Annotated in this window: 18 protein-coding genes; 8 read left to right on the forward strand and 10 right to left on the reverse strand. The window is 48.5% G+C overall.

Features of this window, described 5'->3' with window-relative positions; translation table 11 throughout:
* Positions 1-4: 4 nt before the first annotated feature.
* The 8 genes from BLU57_RS09850 to BLU57_RS09885 form a co-directional block, all read right to left on the reverse strand.
* A complete protein-coding gene (locus BLU57_RS09850) occupies positions 5-2,221 on the reverse strand; it encodes an LPS-assembly protein LptD (protein WP_090319961.1) in 2,217 nt (738 codons plus the stop codon).
* Between the two features lie 180 nt (positions 2,222-2,401).
* Positions 2,402-2,746 carry a DMT family protein gene (locus BLU57_RS09855; protein WP_090319964.1) on the reverse strand — a complete coding sequence of 115 codons (345 nt, stop codon included), beginning with the start codon at positions 2,744-2,746 and terminating at the stop codon, positions 2,402-2,404.
* Between the two features lie 4 nt (positions 2,747-2,750).
* Positions 2,751-4,214, reverse strand: a complete 1,464-nt coding sequence (ubiD, locus tag BLU57_RS09860) for a 4-hydroxy-3-polyprenylbenzoate decarboxylase (RefSeq protein WP_090319968.1) — start codon at positions 4,212-4,214, stop codon at positions 2,751-2,753.
* Between the two features lie 11 nt (positions 4,215-4,225).
* On the reverse strand, positions 4,226-5,095 hold the full coding sequence (gene ubiA / locus BLU57_RS09865) for a 4-hydroxybenzoate octaprenyltransferase (protein WP_090319971.1): 870 nt from the start codon (positions 5,093-5,095) through the stop codon (positions 4,226-4,228).
* Positions 5,092-5,634: a chorismate--pyruvate lyase family protein gene (locus BLU57_RS09870; protein ID WP_090319974.1), complete on the reverse strand. Its 543-nt coding sequence runs from the start codon at positions 5,632-5,634 to the stop codon at positions 5,092-5,094. Before BLU57_RS09870 ends, ubiA begins: the two co-directional genes overlap by 4 nt.
* Before the next feature lie 155 nt (positions 5,635-5,789).
* A complete protein-coding gene (locus BLU57_RS09875; protein WP_090319977.1) occupies positions 5,790-6,722 on the reverse strand; it encodes a bestrophin family protein in 933 nt (310 codons plus the stop codon).
* 95 nt (positions 6,723-6,817) lie between these two features.
* Positions 6,818-8,851: an ATP-dependent DNA helicase RecG gene (gene recG, locus BLU57_RS09880; protein WP_090319980.1), complete on the reverse strand. Its 2,034-nt coding sequence runs from the start codon at positions 8,849-8,851 to the stop codon at positions 6,818-6,820.
* A gap of 11 nt (positions 8,852-8,862) precedes the next feature.
* A complete protein-coding gene (locus tag BLU57_RS09885) occupies positions 8,863-9,255 on the reverse strand; it encodes a Rid family detoxifying hydrolase (RefSeq protein ID WP_090319983.1) in 393 nt (130 codons plus the stop codon).
* A 153-nt stretch (positions 9,256-9,408) separates the two neighbouring features.
* Here BLU57_RS09885 and murA point away from each other — a divergent pair, with 153 nt between their 5' ends.
* The gene (gene murA / locus BLU57_RS09890) at positions 9,409-10,659 is read left to right on the forward strand and encodes a UDP-N-acetylglucosamine 1-carboxyvinyltransferase (protein WP_090319986.1); all 1,251 of its coding nucleotides are present in this window, start codon (positions 9,409-9,411) and stop codon (positions 10,657-10,659) included.
* Between the two features lie 74 nt (positions 10,660-10,733).
* Here the strand turns inward: murA and BLU57_RS09895 are convergent, their stop codons facing one another.
* Positions 10,734-11,348, reverse strand: a complete 615-nt coding sequence (locus tag BLU57_RS09895) for a hypothetical protein (RefSeq protein ID WP_090319989.1) — start codon at positions 11,346-11,348, stop codon at positions 10,734-10,736.
* A gap of 223 nt (positions 11,349-11,571) precedes the next feature.
* Between BLU57_RS09895 and argH the strand changes: the two genes are divergently transcribed.
* The 6 genes from argH (at position 11,572) to htpX (ending at position 18,397) form a co-directional block, all read left to right on the forward strand.
* Positions 11,572-12,987, forward strand: coding sequence for an argininosuccinate lyase (gene argH / locus BLU57_RS09900; RefSeq protein ID WP_090319992.1), 1,416 nt, complete (start codon positions 11,572-11,574; stop codon positions 12,985-12,987).
* A gap of 3 nt (positions 12,988-12,990) precedes the next feature.
* Positions 12,991-13,875 carry a fructosamine kinase family protein gene (locus BLU57_RS09905; RefSeq protein WP_090319995.1) on the forward strand — a complete coding sequence of 295 codons (885 nt, stop codon included), beginning with the start codon at positions 12,991-12,993 and terminating at the stop codon, positions 13,873-13,875.
* Positions 13,876-13,959: 84 nt separating this feature from the next.
* Complete coding sequence (locus BLU57_RS09910) at positions 13,960-15,636, forward strand: CTP synthase (RefSeq protein ID WP_090319997.1); 1,677 nt, start codon at positions 13,960-13,962, stop codon at positions 15,634-15,636.
* 105 nt (positions 15,637-15,741) lie between these two features.
* A complete protein-coding gene (gene eno / locus BLU57_RS09915; protein ID WP_090320000.1) occupies positions 15,742-17,025 on the forward strand; it encodes a phosphopyruvate hydratase in 1,284 nt (427 codons plus the stop codon).
* Positions 17,025-17,333, forward strand: a complete 309-nt coding sequence (gene ftsB, locus BLU57_RS09920) for a cell division protein FtsB (protein WP_090320004.1) — start codon at positions 17,025-17,027, stop codon at positions 17,331-17,333. Before eno ends, ftsB begins: the two co-directional genes overlap by 1 nt.
* 182 nt (positions 17,334-17,515) lie before the next feature.
* Positions 17,516-18,397, forward strand: a complete 882-nt coding sequence (gene htpX, locus BLU57_RS09925; protein ID WP_090320007.1) for a protease HtpX — start codon at positions 17,516-17,518, stop codon at positions 18,395-18,397.
* Positions 18,398-18,519: 122 nt separating this feature from the next.
* Here htpX and BLU57_RS09930 read toward each other — a convergent pair whose 3' ends face one another.
* Entirely contained in the window at positions 18,520-18,864 is a 345-nt protein-coding gene (locus BLU57_RS09930) for an exosortase system-associated protein, TIGR04073 family (protein ID WP_090320010.1), read from the reverse strand.
* A 629-nt stretch (positions 18,865-19,493) separates the two neighbouring features.
* Between BLU57_RS09930 and BLU57_RS09935 the strand changes: the two genes are divergently transcribed.
* Positions 19,494-20,711, forward strand: a complete 1,218-nt coding sequence (locus tag BLU57_RS09935; protein WP_256206220.1) for a hypothetical protein — start codon at positions 19,494-19,496, stop codon at positions 20,709-20,711.
* The last annotated feature ends 91 nt before the right edge of the window (positions 20,712-20,802 follow it).

Consider the following 20,802-nt stretch of genomic DNA (forward strand, 5'->3'; position numbering starts at 1 on the left):
ACGCTTAATGAACGCTGGTATAGCCGGGAATGCTTTGTTGCAGTACCTGCAACGGGTTATTGCCAAGTCCCATTAACCCTTTTAACTCAAGTTGCACAAAAAATGCGGTGGTAGTCGTTTGTGTCGCGGTCGTCAACCGTTGCAGTACAACTCGCAAGGCCCAGCAGCACGAGTTGTATTCAAAACCGGCCAAACCGGCCAGAATTTTATCATCCAGCAATGAATAATTGACCCGGGTAACGCCATGCCAATTTCCGCCCAGCGGCCATTGCATTGAAGTATCGACTTGTTCCAATACACCGCGGGTAAACCGGTAGCCCAGATTGAGCACCTTGCCGGCTTCCGGCTGGTAACTGATACCAGTACGGACTTTCTCAATCCATAATTTGGATTCGTCCATCTGGACATTCGAGTCGGCACTGATGGTCGGTGTCAGACGTCCGGATATCGCCGCAATGAAGTCCGATCGGCCGCTGGTGACTTGAGGCGGAAGCAATAGAACTCTAGGGTCGTTAAAATTGAATTGCTGTCCAACGGCAAGGCGCAATCGTTCGATACCCGTTTCCTGTTCCACGAATCGCGATGTCAACGCAGTTACGACACGATTGGCATCATTGATACGATCACCGCCGCTGAAACGGTTCTCGGTCAGTATTTGCGCAAAGCTGAAGTCATTGACGGCGGAGTCAAAGTTAGGCAAGTAGCTTTGATTCCGGTAAGGTGCGTAAACATAGAATAAGCGCGGTTCCAGCGTCTGAATGAATTTTGTATCCCATAGCTTTACTTGACGATCAAATGCAATGCCGCTATCCCAGCTGAAAATCGGTACGGTTCGGTCAAGGTTGTTGCTTTTACCTTCGACCGGCGCTGAATCAAGATTATAGTGCGTATAGTGCAACCCGAATTTGGGTGTGATAAAGCCGTATTCATTGCGCAATGGAACACTGACACTGGGATAAAAAACAAGGCGATTACCATCAGTGAGCGTCGGATGATAAAAATTCGTCCAGCTGCTTTTCATCTCGAAATCCATTTTGCCGACATTATATTTGACGGCATTCAAAGCAAAATGCGGCAATCGCTCGTAGGGAGAAACAAACCGTGCCAGCGGATCCTGGAGGGTTTGAAAGCGCTGTGCGAATCCGGTGAAATGCAATGCGCCGTCCTGTCCTAATCTACCGTTGTATGAAACACCGGCTTGTTGCGACAAGTTGGTCAAGCTGGTCTGAGCCAGGTTAGGGGTAAGCTCACGAAAATACCGGTCGTCAGATACCTCGTTATAATTCATAAAACCTTGCCAGCCCCGGCCGATATTTTGTGAATGTGTGTATAAAACGCCCCAGCGGGTTCGATTGGTATTAATATCCATCGGCAGAATATCGAACAGCAAATGACCGTTCATGTTGTTATTGCCGATATAGCGAAGCTCGTTACTTAACAAAAAACCACGCATTGTCATAATCCGCGGTGTTACCGTCGCATCGATATTGGGTGCGATATTCAAATAAATCGGCAACCCCATATCGAAACCAGTTTTGGCGTTGTAGCCCGCGACAGGCGACAGTAGTCCGCTTTTACGCCGTCCGCTGTAGGAGAAATTGATCCACGGTGAATACAGAATCGGAACATCTTTAAACACAACGCTGACATTTTTTGCGGTACCTATTTCTTTGCTATTGTCGATTTCCAGCTCTTCCGCGCGTAGATACCAATCTCTTTTTCTTGGCGGGCAGGTGGTGTAGTTGGTCTCTTTGATCCGGTAGTGATCTTTGCCTTCAAAATACAAGATATCGCCAGCGCCGCGCCCTTTTCCTTGTCTCATGGAATAGCGCGGTTCGGTCAATTGACCCACTTCGGTTTTCATATTGAGTTCGAGTTTCTTGCCTTGCAGAATATCCTTAGGTCTTTCCAGACGGATATTTCCTTCAACTTCGGCATCTTCGGTCTGTTCGTAATATTTCACGCGGTCTGCCGTGAGGGTATTGTCACCTTGCTGTAGAACCGCATTGCCGGTCGCTTCGACTTCCTGTTTGTAATAACCGGAAATCCGATCGGCCTCGATGAACACAGGTTTTTTTTGCGGTTTGACGATGGGTTTAAGTTCGCTCTCAATTTCACCTTCACCTTCGGTTTTGGGAACAACACAACTACCCCATCCGTTGAGCGGTAAAGCGAGGACTAATGCCAGGACAAATATACTCGGGATAATAGGTAACTTCATTCTGGATTTAGTGTGCAATGCCTGTCTGTCTGATTCAATTATTCGCAATCCCTGATACCGGATTCATCGCAAAATCCCACCGGCTTATTTATCCTAATAACTCAACATTGTACTATTTCTCGTAGCCGAAGTTCTATCGAAAAATAGGGATTTTAAATTGTTCAGAAAATCAAAATTCAATCAACGTGCGCGGAACATGAAATAAACCGCACCCACCATACATAACGCGGCCCACAGATAATCCAGTTTTAACGGTTCTTTTAAATAAAACAGCGCAAATGGCACAAACACGGTCAACGTGATGACTTCCTGCAAAATTTTGAGCTGTGCGACCGACAGTACCGAATAGCCGATCCGGTTGGCAGGAACTTGCAACATATACTCGAAAAACGCAATGCCCCAGCTGACCAACGCGGCAATGATCCACGGTTTATGGTTCAATTCCTTCAGATGCGCATACCAGGCGAAGGTCATGAATACATTGCTCATGGTCAACAATACGATAGTTTGCCCAATCTCGCGCATGGCGCTAAATCCCCAGATCTTGCCACATGGCATCGACCCGCTGCTTGACCGCATCATCCATCGCTATCGGCGTACCCCATTCCCGGTTTGTTTCGCCGGGGAATTTATTGGTCGCATCCAATCCCATCTTGCCGCCCAATCCGGAAATCGGGCTGGCGAAATCGAGGTAGTCGATCGGCGTATTCTCAACCAGCAACGTATCGCGCACCGGATCGACTCGAGTGGTGATTGCCCAGATCACTTCTTTCCAGTCGCGTACGTTGATGTCGTCGTCGGTGACGATGATGAATTTGGTGTACATGAACTGGCGTAAAAAGCTCCAGATACCGAACATCACGCGCTTGCTGTGCCCGGCGTACTGTTTTTTCATGCTGACCACCGCCATGCGGTACGAACACCCTTCCGGCGGTAGGTAAAAATCGGTAATTTCCGGGAATTGTTTTTGCAGCAGCGGCACGAACACTTCGTTCAGCGCCACACCGAGAATCGCCGGTTCATCTGGCGGTTTACCGGTGTAGGTGGAGTGATAAATCGGATTGCGGCGCATGGTGATGCGGTCGATGGTAAAGACCGGGAAAGTTTCCTGCTCGTTATAGTAACCGGTATGATCGCCATACGGCCCTTCTAGTGCAGTTTCTCCGGGGTGAATCGCGCCTTCCAGCACGATTTCCGCACTCGCCGGTACTTGCAAATCATTGCCGATGCACTTCACCACTTCTGTTTTGGCACCGCGCAGTAACCCCGCGAACTGATATTCGCTCAATGTATCCGGCACTGGTGTCACGGCACCGAGTATAGTCGCCGGGTCGGCACCCAAGGCGACCGCCAGTGGATACGGTTTGCTCGGATTCAATAGATTGAATTCCCGGAAATCCAGTGCCCCACCGCGGTGCGCCAGCCAGCGCATAATGACTTTATTCGGACCAATGACTTGCTGACGGTAAATACCTAAATTCTGCCGGGTTTTGTTCGGTCCCCGGGTCACCGTCAGACCCCACGTGATCAGCGGCGCAACATCGCCCGGCCAGCAGATTTGAATCGGTATGCGGCTCAGATCGACATCATTGCCTTCCCACACGATTTCCTGACACGGCGCGCTACTCAATTCCTTTGGCGCCATATTCAATACTTGCTTCAATAGCGGCAGTTTATCCCAGGCATCTTTCAGTCCTTTCGGCGGATCGGGTTCTTTCAGGTACGCCAACAACTTACCGACCTCGCGCAATGCTTCGACCGATTCCTGTCCCATGCCCAATGCCACCCGTTTCGGCGTGCCGAACAAATTGCCCAGCACCGGCATGCTGTGCTCTTTAGGGTTTTCGAATAATATGGCTGGGCCTTGCGCTTTCAGGACGCGGTCACAGATCTCGGTCATTTCCAATGTGGGATCGACTTCGGTCTGGATGCGCTTTAACTCGCCCATCGTTTCTAATTGCGCGATGAAATCACGCAGATCTTTATATTGCATGGATTAAATCCTTAATGCGGAAAAATGAGGAAATCGAGCGCGATCCCGGCAAACACCACCATTCCCACCCAATTATTATGCAAGAATGCTTTGAAGCACAGTGCCCGGTCACGATTACGAATCAAGGCATATTGGTATGCAATCAAACCGCATGCGGTTACCAATCCGGCGTAATACGCCCAATTCATCTGCTGCATTTGCCCGATGATCAACATGATCGCAAGGAAACAGGCATGACAAATCATCACGCCCAACACATCAAAACGCCCAAAAGTAATCGCAGAAGTTTGGATGCCGATTTTCAAATCATCCGGTTTATCGACGATGGCATACTCGGTATCGTACGCAATCACCCAGAACAGATTGGCCAGCATCAGAATCCAGATAATTGGCGGCAAGCTATCGGTTTGCGCGGCAAAAGCCATTGGAATGCCGAAACTGAACGCAATGCCCAGATAAGCTTGCGGCATCGCAAAGAAACGTTTGGTGAATGGATAGCTCGCAGCCAGAAACAGTGCCGGTACCGAAAGCAGGATAGTCAGTTGATTCAAAGGCAGAATCAGCAGAAATGCACAAATACTTAATCCCGCCGCCAGTAGCAGAGCTTCTTTGGAGCTAACGCGGCCCGCTGCCATCGGGCGATTCTTGGTGCGTTCGACATGAGGATCGATCTTGCGGTCGGCGTAGTCATTGATGACACAACCCGCCGAGCGCATCAGTACTGTGCCTAAAACAAAAATGATGAAAATTGACCAATCCGGCAATCCCTGCGCGGCAAACCATAAACCCCACAACATCGGCCATAACAGCAGCAAAATACCAATCGGCTTGTCGAGCCGCATCAATTGCGCGTAAGTTTTGATTCGATCGGCTATGTTCATAACGGTAAATCCAGAATCGCCGGTAAAAATACTTCGGTTACTAAAATCGACTGTCCGTGCAGCGTAAATAACGAACGCCGCGCCCATAGATTGGCCGGTCTCGAAGATAATCCGGCGCATGCGCGATCATACAAAAAATGGCCGCAACTGACTTTTTTAAATTCCAGCGGCGTGCGTTTGATTCTGGGATTGGTAAACAAAACCGTTCCCAGCGATTTATTGCCCAACCCGCTCAACCCCCGCCATGCGCCGCGCAGGTTTTTATGCGCCACCACCGAATGCGCGAATACCACCGGCGTATTCCCGCAGTATAGGTAAACTTCGCGCACCATGGCCAACTCACTGGCGCGCAGCCCCATTACTGCCAATTCATCGCCGTAAATCCTGCTGAACGACTGAAATACACGCTTTACGCGAAATTGTCCGCAGCGATCCTGGATGCGACGCGTCAACGATCCGCGATCCTGTAACCAATTGCGTTGATGGTATGAAACAGAAGTCAGCGCGGAATGCCATGCCAGCGGATGGGCTTTGTTCATCGCGGCAAAGCTGCAAATTGAGATTGTTGCATGATAGAAATTCTTAACCTAATACCCGGCAAAGTCATACTGAGAATTGTTGGAACGGGATTATACAGCAGTCTTTAATAAACCATATCCGCATGATCCTGCCGCTGTTTCACAGAACAACCGCTTTACATTAAGATATCATTGACCGGCTTTAACACTTCCGGACGATCGGGGTCTTCAATTAACTCCAGCAAATTAATTTCGATATTCCGCGAAATCGCGGTCAATGGCAGGTCATTCGGCTGCAAACCAAAAGGATCCTCAATTTCGTCGCCGATGGCATCCAACTCAAAAAATGCATAGGAAATCAGTAACACGACAATCGGTGTCAGTACACTGGTGGTCTCAACCAATCCAAACGGCAGAAAAATGCAATAAGAGGCGACGATACGGTGGATCAATACGGAATAACTGAACGGTAACGGAGTATTTTTAATACGCTCGCAGCCGCCCAAAATATGGGTAAATTCGTTGATCTGCGCATCCATCACTGGATGATTGAGTCCACTTAACCACTGTTGCTGGCGTGCGGCTGCAAGATCGCGGCTCAGTTGCTGCAAAATCGCTAACGGGCGGTGTGACGATTTGAGCACTTGAGCCAGGTCTTCCGGCGATAGAAATTTTTTGATTTCCTCCGCGGGATCTTCCTTGCGCAAGTGGCAACGTAATGCATGCGCATAGGCAATCACACGTTTGACAAATATTTCACGAAAATGCCGTACTGCTTCGGTATCGTGCGAGGATTCGATCAGAAAGCATGTTTGGCGGGCCAGAGTTCGCGAGGCGTTGGCTAACGCACCCCAAAGCTTACGTCCTTCCCAGAATTTATCGTACGAAGCGCTGTTGCGGAAACCCAGAAATATACCCAGCGCAACGCCAATCAGCAAAAAAGGAGTTGTCGTGAGCGTGTATGCTTGAATGTCATAGCGTAGCTCAACATAAGTAACGATCATCGCGGAAATAGTGACCGTGAGAATACGCGGCCACGTCACCATGAAACTACTGCCTCTGAAATGAAACAGCAGCCGTGTCCATGAGACTTTATCCTTAACAATCATGATAGTAATGATCCTTCGTTGTTTGATTCAATCTATTCATTTGATCTTAACCGGTAGAAGATGGCAGCGTATCGCTGCCGGTAATCCATGTGTATTCATACCCGCAAATATTCCGTTTTATCCCCCAACCACCGCTCAATATGCCGCTGCGCCAAATCCGGATGGCAATTCAGCATTTCTTCCGCTGCGGCTTGCGCAGCCGTGAGTAACTCGACATCTTGTTCCAGATTGGCGAAACGCAGCATCGGCACGCCGCTCTGCCGCGCCCCCAGGAATTCTCCCGGGCCGCGCAAATTCAAATCCTGGCGCGCGATTTCAAAACCATCCGTATGCTCGAAAATGATTTTGAGCCGCTTACGGGCGATTTCGGATAGCGGTTGCTGAAACAGCAAAATACAGATACTGGCTTCCGATCCGCGCCCGACACGGCCGCGCAGCTGATGTAATTGCGATAACCCCATGCGCTCGGCGTTTTCGATCACCATCAGCGATGCATTCGGTACATCCACACCGACTTCAATGACAGTCGTTGCCACCAGTAATTGGATTTCTCCTTGCTTGAACGCTGCCATCATCGCGGCTTTTTCCTGTGCGGGCAAGCGTCCATGCACTAACCCGATGCGCAAATGCGGAAATACCTGATTCAGACTCTCGCAAGTTTCCAGCGCGGTTTGCAGTTGTAAAACTTCGGATTCCTCGATCAACGGACAAACCCAATAGACCTGCTTGCCTTGCTCGCAGGCATGTTGTATGCGGGCAATAACTTCGTCACGGCGGTTATCGGCGATCAATTTGGTTACGACCGGCGATCGGCCTGGCGGCAATTCATCGATAACCGATACGTCCAGATCGGCAAAATAGCTCATCGACAACGTGCGTGGAATCGGTGTGGCGCTCATCATCAACTGGTGCGGCACTTGATCGGATTGCGCGCCTTTCATGCGCAACGCCAGGCGCTGATGCACACCGAAACGGTGCTGCTCGTCGATGATGGCCAAGCCCAATCGATGAAATATCACTTGATCTTGGAACAGTGCGTGCGTACCGGCAGCCAGTTGCGCGGCGCCGGATGCGATGTCATCCAGCACGGCTTGCTTCTCTTTCTTCTTTTGACTGCTGGACAACCAAGCCACCTTAATTCCCAACGGCTCAAACCAGCTGGTTAATTTCTGAAAATGCTGCTCGGCAAGAATCTCGGTCGGTGCCATGATCGCCGCCTGATAACCGTTTTCAATCGCCTGTAACGCAGCCAACGCGGCCACGATTGTTTTGCCGCTGCCAACATCGCCTTGCAACAAACGCTGCATCGGATACGCAGATGCCAAATCGCGGCTAATTTCGGCGGAAACCCTGATTTGCGCGGTTGTCAGCGCAAAATTCAATTGTGCGAGAAATTGCTGTTTCAAATTGTCTTTTTGCGCCAACGCTGGCGCGGAATGGCTGCGCCGTTGCCGGTAGTGCAAACGCATCGATAATTGCTGCGCCAGCAATTCGTCGAACTTGATGCGTCGCCAGGCCGGATGCGTGCGTGTTTGCAGCGCTTCGATCGATACCTCGGGCGGCGGATTATGCAAGCACATCACACTTTCCCGGAAATCCGCCAGCCGATACTTGCCGATAATGCGGTCAGGCACGGTTTCGGTCAGCATGTGCTGTCCATTCTGCAGAGCTTGTGCGATTAATTTGGCAAGAATTTTTTGCGTCAAACCTGCTGTCGTGGGATAAATCGGCGTCATGGTATCCGCCAGAGATTCTCCGTCCCGGACGATGCGACACTTGGGATGCACCATTTCGGCACCGAAAAAACCGCTGCGAATCTCACCCAATAACCGCACACGCTTTCCTACCGCATACGTTTTAATTTGACTGCCGTAGAAATTCAGAAAGCGCATCACCAAAACACCGCTGTTGTCTTCAACCTGACAAACCAGTTGCCGTCTGGGACGAAAAACCACTTCATTATGAATAATAATACCTTCGACCTGCACTGTTTGCCCTGGCGGTGCATCAGCGATGGGGAACAGATGCGTTTCATCTTCATAACGAATCGGCAGGTGCAAAATCAAATCCAGTTCGGTATCAATGCCCAAACGGGATAATTTTTCCTGCACCTGCGTGCTGGCAGTCACTGAGTGACTGATCAGCTTTGCAACACCATGACTGCATCCATTTCCACTAGCGCATCACGCGGTAGTGCTTTGACACCGACGGCGGCACGGGCCGGATAGGGTTGGGAAAAATGACTGGACATGATTTCATTGACCAGCGCGAAATTGCCGAGATCGGTGAGATATATATTGAGTTTCACAATATCGTTCAATCCGCCGTCACTGGCTGCCGCGACTGCTTTCAAGTTGGAAAATACCTGTTGTATCTGCGCTTCAATCCCGTCCGCCATTCGCATGCTGACCGGATTCAGTCCGATCTGTCCCGACAGATAGATGGTATACCCTCCTCCCCGTACCCGCACTGCTTGCGAATAAGTGCCGATGGCTTGTGGTGCATCGGCGGTATGGATAATTTGCTTGGTCATTTTTTCTCCTGATGAAATTGATTCCGTATTTTTTGTTATAGTTGGCGCCCGCGAATAACCTTAACCGCACTATTACGGTATGATGCAGTTAACTTGGGCACATTTCAACCAGGCCGGAATTTTAATCGAAACTTCATTTGAATTTTTCATGCTATGCAAAAACTGATTATCCAAGGGGGCGTGCCGCTACACGGCGAGATTTCCATTTCGGGCGCTAAAAACGCCGCGCTTCCGCTGTTGTGTGCGGCATTGCTCACCGGAGAATCGCTTAAAATCAATAATGTTCCTGCATTGCATGACATCACCACCATGCTGTCATTGCTCAAGCAAATGGGAATAGACATTTCCGGCAGCAATAACGAGGTTGTGCTTTCGGCTGCCACACTGTCCCAGCTGATCGCACCGTATGAAATGGTCAAAACCATGCGTGCCGCCATTCTGGTGCTTGGTCCTTTGCTCGCGCGTGCTGGAGAAGCCGAGATTTCACTGCCCGGCGGCTGCGCCATCGGTTTGCGTCCGGTCGATCTGCATATCAAAGGTCTACAGGCCATGGGCGCAGAAATTCATATCCGGCATGGCTACATTCATGCTGTAGCCAAGAAATTGCACGGTGCGCGCATCGTTTTCGATATTGTGACCGTCACCGGAACGGAGAATTTGATGATGGCGGCAACTCTCGCCGAGGGAGCGACAATTCTTGAAAATGCCGCGCGCGAACCGGAGATTATCGATCTGGCCAATTGCCTGAAAGCAATGGGGGCAAAAATTCAAGGCGCGGGCACTGACATCATCACGATTGAAGGTGTGCCGTCGCTGCATGGCGCGGAGCACACGGTCATGCCTGATCGTATTGAAACCGGTACTTTTCTGGTCGCGGCTACCGCCACCGGTGGCGAAATTCACTTGAAAAATACCGATGCGCATCTTCTCGACGCGGTTCTGGATAAATTGACCGAAGCCGGTGCACGAATTGATTCCAACGGAAACTGGATCAATCTTAAAATGCACACGAAACCCAAATCGGTGAATGTGCGGACCGCCCCCTACCCGGCTTTCCCGACCGATATGCAGGCGCAATTTATGTCATTGAATTGCATTGCAGACGGTACCGCGATCATTACCGAAACCATTTTTGAAAACCGCCTGATGCATGTGCAGGAGTTGAAGCGCATGAACGCCAGCATCGAAGTCGAAGGCAACGCCGCCATCGTCACCGGCATTGCTCGCTTGGATGGCGCCAATGTGATGGCAACCGATCTACGCGCTTCGGCCAGTCTCGTGATTGCCGGATTGATTGCGCAAGGTGAAACCGTAATTGACCGTATCTACCACCTGGATCGCGGTTATGAAAATATCGAAGGTAAATTGTCCGCACTCGGCGCGCAAATCCGCCGTATCCAATAAAAAAGGCTTTTGCCATCGCAAAAGCCTTTCATTCATTGCAACAAGTCTTAAACCGCGTGCGCGGTCAATCTTTATTAGAATTTAGGTTGTTTGTAGCTGACAACCAAAGTAGCGATTTTCTTGTTCAACCCCATGACTGGAACGACCAGAATTTTTTTACCATCGACATCCGATCTAACCGAAATCTTTTGTAAATTTAGAATTTCTTTCGGAAATATTTCCGTGCCTTTTGCTTCTTCCAGACGTTTATCAGTGGAAACTAGCAATTGCCCATCTTCACCGATCAATACCACACGTTCGGTATCTTTCATTCTGACGATTTCACTCAAATATTGATCGATTTGGTCAACATTGTTGCGGATTAGTTCACCACGCACTGCCCAAGATAAAACTTGCCCGAAGCGTTCTTCCTCCTTCACGTATTGCTGATCGGCGTATTCCCGGGCTTGTTGTGTGATAATCGTACGTTCGCTTTCAAGCTTCTTCGCCATATCGGATTCCACTTTGCTAACGGCGATCATTTTCCATGCAATGACGACGATAATCAGTCCGACCAATGCGCCGGCATACTTTGCGGGCAATTGCATTGTCGGGATTTGTGCCATCCATTCGAACTTCGAATTGAATTGTGAGAATAAATTATCAGCTTTGGATTGTTGGTTTGGATTTTGTCTATTGTAATCCGACATGAATAACTCCTTGTGTTATGGGTGGCAGAGGAAAACGCGAATTATCCACTAATACGTATGGAAGGAAAAGTAGCGAGTATCAATTAACTGAAATGATTGCGTGCTGCGTACCGGGAAATTGGGAAAAATCGCACCAGCACAAAATAACCGGTTGGGTATTTATGTTTTATAATGCCGCCTGTTAATGTTTTGATCAGAAAACAAAGGAATAAAGAGCCACGTAATGAATAATGACCCTGCATTGCAACAAGATGATACTAAAAAAACCTGGTCGGGCCGTTTCAATGAACCGGTTTCAGCGCTGGTGGAACGTTATACCGCTTCCGTGAGTTTTGATCAACGCTTGACGGAATACGATATCCAGGGATCGTTGGCGCACGCGCAGATGCTGGCGGAACAAGGCATTATCAGCGCTGCCGATTTAACCGCTATCCAGCAAGGCATGCAGCAGATCCGTGACGAAATTCGCAATCATCAATTTGTCTGGTTGCAGGAACTGGAAGATGTGCACTTGAATATTGAAAAGCGTTTGACCGCGTTGGTCGGTGATGCCGGAAAACGGCTGCATACCGGCCGTTCACGCAATGATCAGGTAGCGACGGATATCCGCTTATTTTTACGTACCGCAATCGACGAAATTATCAGTCTGATCAAGGCCATGCAACACGCATTGCTTAGTCTGGCGGAACAGCATATCCATACGATCATGCCCGGCTTTACCCATCTGCAAGTGGCACAGCCGGTGTCGTTCGGCCATCACCTGATGGCGTATTTTGAAATGCTGAAACGCGACGTTGAACGCTTGACCGATTGCCGTAAACGGGTGAATCAGCTGCCGCTCGGCGCCGCCGCGCTGGCCGGCACGAGTTATCCGATCAATCGCGAGCGGGTTGCACAATTGCTCGATTTTGAGGCTGTTTGCCAGAATTCGCTGGACGCCGTCTCAGACCGCGATTTTGCGATCGAATTCAGTGCCTGTGCGGCGCTCATCATGACGCACTTGTCACGCATGTCGGAAGAATTCATTTTATGGATGAATCCGGCGTTCGGTTTTATTCAATTGGCTGATCGCTTCTGCACCGGTTCTTCCATCATGCCGCAGAAAAAAAATCCCGATGTGCCGGAACTGGTGCGCGGCAAAACCGGGCGCGTCAACGGACATCTGGTGGCGCTACTAACGCTGATGAAAGCGCAACCGCTGGCATACAATAAGGATAATCAGGAAGACAAAGAACCGCTTTTTGATACTGTAGACACTTTGACCGATACACTGCGGATTTACGCCGACATGCTCGGCGGCGTGCGCGTTAATCAAGAGACGATGCGTGCATCGGCACTTCGCGGTTATGCCACTGCTACAGACTTGGCAGATTATCTGGTCAAAAAAGGTATTCCATTTCGTGATGCGCACGAAATCGTGGCCAAAGCGGTGCAGTTCGCTGAACAAAAAGGCTGCGATCTCAGTAAGCTTGAATTGAATGAATTGCAACAATTCTCGATACAAATTGAATCCGATATTTTTGCCGTATTAACGTTGGAAGGATCGATGAATAGCCGGAATCACACCGGTGGCACTGCACCGGAGCAAGTGCAGGCAGCGATTCAAAAAGCTAAGGCATGGTTGCCGTGGAAGATGTAAAACATGCAGGTATGGCATGACATCAGTGCACAAATTTCTGCTGTCACAAATGCGCTTTTCAAAGTAAAAGAATCACGCTCGATTGGCGGCGGTTGTATCAATCAGACGTATTGCATCACCGATGGTGCGCAGCGTTTTTTTATCAAGCTCAACACACCTGGCAACCTTTCAATGTTCGAGGCTGAAGCCGCCGGTCTCGTGGAAATTCATCGGTCGAAGACACTGCGGGTTCCTCTGCCCATTTGCTATGGACAAAATGATCAAGCCGCATGGCTGGTTTTGGAATATCTCGATTTAAATAGCGGTATGCGTGGCAAAGCAGCGGATTTAGGCAAGCAATTGGCTGCCATGCATCGCACAACTTCAAAACAATTCGGCTGGGTGCGCGACAACACCATCGGGCAAACCCTGCAAGTCAATACGCCGTCCTCGGATTGGGTCAATTTCTGGCGTACGCAGCGATTGGGTTTTCAATTGGATCTGGCCAAAACCAATGGGCATAACGGCAAGCTGCAAAAGATGGGAGAGCAATTGTTGATTAATCTGGATAAATTTTTCCCCGATGCATCGCCGCTTCCCGCACTGCTGCATGGCGATCTATGGAGCGGCAATTATGCTTATGACGGCAACGGAATTCCGGTATTATTTGATCCGGCGGTTTATTATGGCGACCGGGAAGCGGATATCGCCATGACCGAACTTTTCGGCGGTTTCCCTGCCGATTTTTATTCTGCTTACCGGTATGATTATCCATTGGATTCCGGTTATAATATTCGCAAATTGGTTTATAACCTCTATCACATTCTTAATCATTTGAATCTTTTTGGTAGCAGTTACCGGCATCAAACTGAACAAACGATCAATACGTTACTCGCTGAAATTCATTAATAAATACTGGACGCCCTATCCGCTCGGAGCCATGCAATTCAATTTTATCGATCTCATGAATTTTTCTCATTGCGATAACCGCTCATGACCAAATATGTCTTTGTGACTGGCGGTGTTGTTTCTTCCCTGGGCAAAGGAATTGCCGCTGCATCTCTGGGTGCGTTGCTGGAGTCGCGCGGGCTGAAAGTAACGATGCTCAAGCTGGATCCTTACATTAATGTGGATCCCGGTACCATGAGTCCGTTCCAACATGGTGAAGTATTTGTGACGGAAGACGGCGCTGAAACCGACCTGGATCTAGGGCATTACGAACGTTTTATCAGTACGCGCATGACGCGGCATAATAACTTCACCACCGGGCAAATCTACGAAAGCGTGATTCGCAAGGAGCGGCGCGGCGATTATCTTGGCGGCACGGTGCAAGTGATCCCGCATATCACCGATGAGATCAAACGCTATATTCAAGCGGGCGTGGGGGATGCGCAAGTTGCGATTATTGAGATCGGCGGCACGGTCGGCGATATCGAGTCGCTACCATTTTTGGAAGCCATCCGGCAAATGGCGGTACAAAATCCGCGCACAGATACCTGTTTTATTCACCTTACTTTACTGCCCTATATCGGTTCGGCCGGTGAATTAAAAACTAAACCGACGCAGCATTCGGTCAAGGAATTACGCGAAATCGGTATTCAGCCGGATGTGTTGCTTTGCCGCTCGGATCGTGAAGTACCCAAGGAAGAACGCAGAAAAATTGCGCTGTTTACTAATGTTCAAGAAGAAGCCGTTATCTCCGCCATTGATGTCGACAGTATCTACAAGATCCCAGGCTTGTTGCATGAGCAAATGCTCGATGAAATCATTTGCCACAAACTGAGTATTCTGGCAAAACCGGCTGATTTGAGCGTGTGGAAGAAACTGGTGTATGCGCTGGAACATCCGAAGCATACCGTCACGATTGCCATTGTCGGCAAGTATGTCGATTTAACAGAATCCTACAAGTCGCTCTCCGAAGCTTTAATTCACGCGGGGATTCATACCAATAGCCGGATTAACATCGTCTATATCGATTCTGAAAATATCGAAAAAGATGGCACGGATTGCTTGATCGACATGAATGCCATTTTGGTTCCCGGCGGTTTCGGCAAACGCGGCGTGGAAGGCAAAATCATGGCGATCAATTTTGCCCGTACCCACCGCATTCCGTATTTGGGAATTTGTCTGGGCATGCAACTGGCGGTGATTGAATATGCGCGCAATAAGACCGGCATGAAAGGGGCGCACAGCACCGAGTTTAACCCTGACACCCCCTACCCGGTCATTGGTTTGATCACCGAATGGCGGACTCGCGACGGACAAATCGAAGTGCGCGATGAGAATTCCGATATCGGCGGCAGCATGCGCTTGGGCGGGCAGGAATGTATTTTGAAAAAGGATTCGCTGGCCTGGAAAGCTTACGGTGTGGATACCATTAGCGAGCGTCACCGCCATCGCTACGAAGTCAACAGTTTTTATATTCCAAAATTGGAAAAAGCGGGGCTCTGCATCAGCGGTTTTTCCAAGGAAGAGAATTTGTGTGAAATGATAGAACTTCCGGAGATTGATCATCCCTGGTTTCTCGGCTGTCAATTTCATCCGGAATTCACCTCCACCCCCCGGTTAGGTCATCCGCTGTTCAAGTCCTATGTTCAGGCTGCGATTCATTTTGCTCATGGGCATCAGCACGCCGGAGATGAAAAAATACATGCTGTACGGAGCAATTAATTCAACAGAAAATTGCAGGCAGCAAAGCCAAAAATACTAGAAATTACCGCCAGTCATACCAAAGATAAAGAAACAACAATCACTTAACAACAGGGAAAACGTAGCATGAGCGCAATAGTAGATGTCATCGCCCGCGAGATTCTGGATTCTCGCGGTAATCCAACCATTGAAGCGGATGTATTGTTGGAGTCCGGCGTGCTGGGGCGCGCCTCGGTTCCTTCCGGTGCATCCGTCGGCACCCGAGAGGCGGTGGAATTACGCGATGGCGATGCGCAGCGCTACTCCGGCAAAGGCGTGCTGAAAGCCGTGGAAAATGTGAACACCGAAATTTCTGAAACACTCATGGGATTGGACGCCATCGATCAGAGTTTCATCGATCAAGAACTGATCAATCTGGATGGCACCGAAAACAAATCCAGACTTGGCGCCAATGCGATTCTGGCGGTATCCCTCGCGGTTGCCAAAGCGGCTGCGGAAGAATCCGGTTTGCCACTATACCGTTACCTTGGTGGCGCGGCTTCGATGTCGATGCCGGTGCCGATGATGAATTTGATCAACGGCGGCGCGCATGCCAACAACAATATTAATATGCAGGAATTCATGATCGTTCCGCTGGGAATTGCCAATTTTCGCGATGCGATCCGCTGCGGCGCGGAAGTTTTCAGTACGCTAAAAAAACTCATCAACGACAAAGGCATGCCCACAACCGTCGGCGATGAAGGCGGATTTGCTCCCAATCTGGAAAGCAATGAAGCCGCCTTGCAGTTGATCGTGCAAGCCATCGATCAAGCAGGGTATCAACCGGGTAGAGATGTTGCCATCGGTATAGACTGTGCCAGTTCGGAATTTTACCACGATGGTAAATACCATTTAGGATCCGAGGGCCTGCAGCTGACATCCGCGCAGTTTACGGATTATCTGGCATCATGGGTGGATAAATACCCGATTATCACGATCGAAGACGGTATGAGCGAACTTGACTGGAACGGTTGGGAACTACTGACCGAGAAATTAGGTAAATCAATCCAATTAGTCGGTGACGATATCTTCGTTACCAATACCCGAATTCTGCAGGAAGGCATTAAACGCAATATCGCCAATTCCATCTTGATCAAAGTGAATCAGATCGGTACCTTGACTGAAACCTTTGCCGCGATTGAGATGGCGAAATGCGCCGGTTACACAGCAGTCATTTCGCACCGTTCCGGTGAAACCGAAGATACCACCATTGCTGATATTGCGGTCGCTACAAACGCTCTACAAATTAAAACCGGCTCACTGTCACGTTCCGATCGTCTCGCAAAATACAATCAACTGTTGCGGATTGAAGAGGGCTTGGGAGATTCGGTTAGCTACGCCGGCCGGAGAGCATTTTACCAACTCAAATAATGAAGTTATTGAGTTTTCTCCTGCTCGTCGCTATTGCCGCAATGCAATACCCATTATGGCTTGGAAAAGCAAGCTGGCTGAGGGTGTGGCAAGTGGATCAGGAGGTCATTGCGGCACGAGCGGAAAATTTACAGTTGCAAAATCGTAACAACATGCTCGAAGCTGAAGTCAACGATCTGAAGCAAGGACTTGAAGCAATTGAAGAACGTGCCCGTAGCGACTTGGGCATGATCAAAGAAGACGAGATCCTCTTTCAGATCGTCAGAAATACTCAGCCCCAATCCACGCAATCTAATCCTGCGCAATAAATTTCCGCGAACTCTTGAGAAAATTGCGCGCCTAAAACCAAGCCGGGCAGCTGCATCAATTCGTTTGCAATCGCCCGGCTTAAGCAGAAAATTTTAACTATAATTTGCTTGAAAAATGATCAGAAATTCATATATCAATACCAGTCTTGTTTTGTATTCGATAAACACCAAGGAGTAAAAGAATGAAAAGAATTCTTCTTTTTTTAGCCACTAATTTAGCCATTGTTGTTGTGCTAAGTATCACCTTGCGTTTGCTTGGCGTTGAAAAAATCCTCGATGCGCAAGGGACCGGCCTGAATATCAACTCCCTGCTGATATTCGCAGCGGTATTCGGTTTTGGCGGTTCGTTTATGTCGCTTGCTTTGTCCAAATGGACTGCAAAACGCTTTACTGGCGCTCAAGTGATCGAAATGCCGCGAAACGCACATGAGCATTGGCTGGTCACCACAGTGCAACGGCAGGCTGCGGCGGCTGGAATCGGTATGCCAGAAGTCGCTATTTACGATGCGCCGGATGTTAATGCATTCGCCACCGGTATGTCGCGCAATGATGCGCTGGTTGCGGTGAGCACCGGTCTTCTCAACACCATGAGCCAGGATGAAGCCGAAGCAGTGTTGGCGCATGAAGTCAGTCATATCGCTAATGGTGATATGGTAACTCTGGCGTTGATTCAAGGTGTCGTTAACACATTTGTCATTTTCCTGTCGCGTGTCATCGGTCACACCGTCGATCGTGTCATATTCAAAACGGAAGAAGGTCATGGCCCTGCCTTCTGGATTACCAACATCGTTGCCGAAATCGTACTCGGTGTGCTGGCCAGCATTATCGTCATGTGGTTTAGCCGTCAGCGTGAATTTCGCGCCGATGCAGGCGGCGCCAGTCTGGCTGGAAGAGCAAAAATGATTGCCGCACTTCGCCGCCTGCAATTGGTGCATGAACAAGCGCACTTACCCAATCAACTCGCTGCTTTTGGTATTTCCGGCGGCAGTAACGGATTTTCGCGCTTATTTATGTCGCACCCACCGCTGGAAGAAAGAATCGCAGCACTTGAGGCGCAACACTAGAATTGTAACGCAGACGTCTCTGTTACTCACGGCAAAACGCCGTACCGGTTGGCTGGTACGGCGTTTTGCTTTTATGTTGCCGAGTAAACGTTAAAAACTGCGCTATCTGTTTCAACTATGAATCAATAGGATGTTTCGCGCGAGAAATCTTGCCAGATAAAGGGGGGATTAACCGATGGTTTGGTTGGAATAAAGAAAGTTGCGGCATCCAGCACACCTATCAAGCTGCGGCCAACCGTATGCATGATACCCATTCCCAACCCGATGGTAATACCATAAGCCGGTCCTTCTTTTTGGCTGGTCAAAATAATATTCTTCGGCAGTTCCACCCAACCAGTCACTGCATTCGCTACACCGCTGGCAAATTTCTCGGCTGAATTATTAACATAGCTGTCAGATGCAATCACTTGAGACGAGAAAAGAAATAGTATTGAAAACACCCAAGACAGTTTAACAATGCTTCTCATCAAAAAATCTCCTTTATACAGTTTTATAATTAAATTTCTGTTTCTAACAAAGAAATGGCAGAAATATGGCGAAAGTTTACCTTGTCATATTTAAACAGACAATTTTAATTTAGCAGAAATTACGGAATAAAATCGGGTAATAAGTAAGGTCTGCCGGATTCTCTCGTTGCCTCATGCTGCAAAATATTCGCTAATGTTCATATTCCTTTCATGATCCCGCTTCTGGCGGATATTTGCCGACAATTCCTCATCTTGCCGCAAGAAGAAAGCTTTTACAATGGTTGCTGCAGCAATGCCGTTATTATAAATCTATCAAATTAAATCAATGACTTTATCTTAATATTTCATACTTTGCATAAGGATTGTATGACAAATCACTCTGTTAAAAATATTGCGATAGAATCAGTAAAGAAAGCTTCTGGCATCAATAAATCCCTACCGGATAATCATCCAGTTTGATAAATCTATTATAGGATAGGTGTTTTATGCAAAAAGGAAATGACACCTTGCAGATAAGAATCATGAATTTCAAAACCATGTCAGTTCTTGTCCATTTGTTAAATTTAAAATGCACCGATAATGAAAAATTATTTCATTACGGCACAAAAAATTTCCTGCTAATCATGCTCATGAGTGTCGCTTTGTTATCGATGCCAAAAGCATTTGCATGGGATGTATCCGTTAAGCCGATTTCCGACAAGCTTGTATTAAAAACAAATGACACGCGATGGATCCGCTTAGGCGCAGGTTATCGCGGCACAGGATTGTGGACAGAAAACCTCAATGGCAATTTAAGTAGCGGTCATTACAGCAATGACAATGCGCGTCTCTATTTAAACGGTCAAATCAATCAATATCTCAAGTTTGAAGTCAATACCGAGTGTTTCTTCTGTAACAATACCGCCACTGGCGAAAACCCCAGGATGTCTTATAACATTCTGGATGCGATAGCAAAATTTGAATATAACCGGTACTTTAATATCTGGGGCGGGCGCATGCTGGCGCCTACGGAACGGGGAGAATTAAGCGGTCCTTTTTTTCAGGCTACGCATGATGCATTTAAAACTCCGTTCTTCTCTCAAGATTTCAGTGTTAAATTCGGCGAAGGCGGTGCAGGCCGTTATGGTCGTGACGATGGCGTAACTTTCTGGGGTAATGCAGCACCCGGTTTCGTACCTGGGACGCTTGGTTACGCGATGGGGGTTTTCCGCGGTTTGGAGTCATCGCATACATCCGGACCCAATTCGAGCGGCACGGTCCTTACAGCCGCGCGCGTTACCTATAACTTTTTGAATCCGGAAAAAAATCCCGGTTACTATACTTCCAGCACGTATTATGGCAAAGCCGGAGATATTTTAGCGGTGGCATTCGGCATGTCATATCAAAAGAATGGCGCTGGATCTTCTGTGCATCGCAGTGATTTTCTTGGTTTTGTAGGCGATGCGTTATTTGAGAAAGTGCTTCCCAATAACATGGGGGTCTTCACGGCAAATGGTGAATACAAGCAATTTTATGCAAATTATTCGACTGCTGCGTTTAGCGATAAAGACTGTTTTTGTATGTTCGATGGTAAATCATGGACAATCACCGGTCTTTATTTAATCCCCCATAAAATTGGTATCGGGCAATTCCAGCCCTACGGCAGATTTACCAGTGTTCAACCTAACCACAGCAGTAGCCGGGAAGAAATAGAAACGGGTGTTAATTACATTATCGATGGCTTTAATGCGCGCATTTCGGCTTATTATCAGCATGGCGATTTATTGCTGAAAGGACTGAACTACGCGCCTGGTATAGCGAGTCCGGCGGTCGATGTTTTTAAAATGTCGTTCCAATTGCAGATTTAGATCAATACCGCAATTAACAACGCGCAAATGCGGCACTAAGATTATGCTTCTACCTACTTACTCTGAAGAATCGGCCATTAAGTCACGGGAT

Origin of the sequence: Nitrosomonas oligotropha (assembly GCF_900106555.1) — a bacterium.
In the GTDB taxonomy this organism is placed as follows: Bacteria; Pseudomonadota; Gammaproteobacteria; order Burkholderiales; family Nitrosomonadaceae; genus Nitrosomonas; species Nitrosomonas oligotropha_A.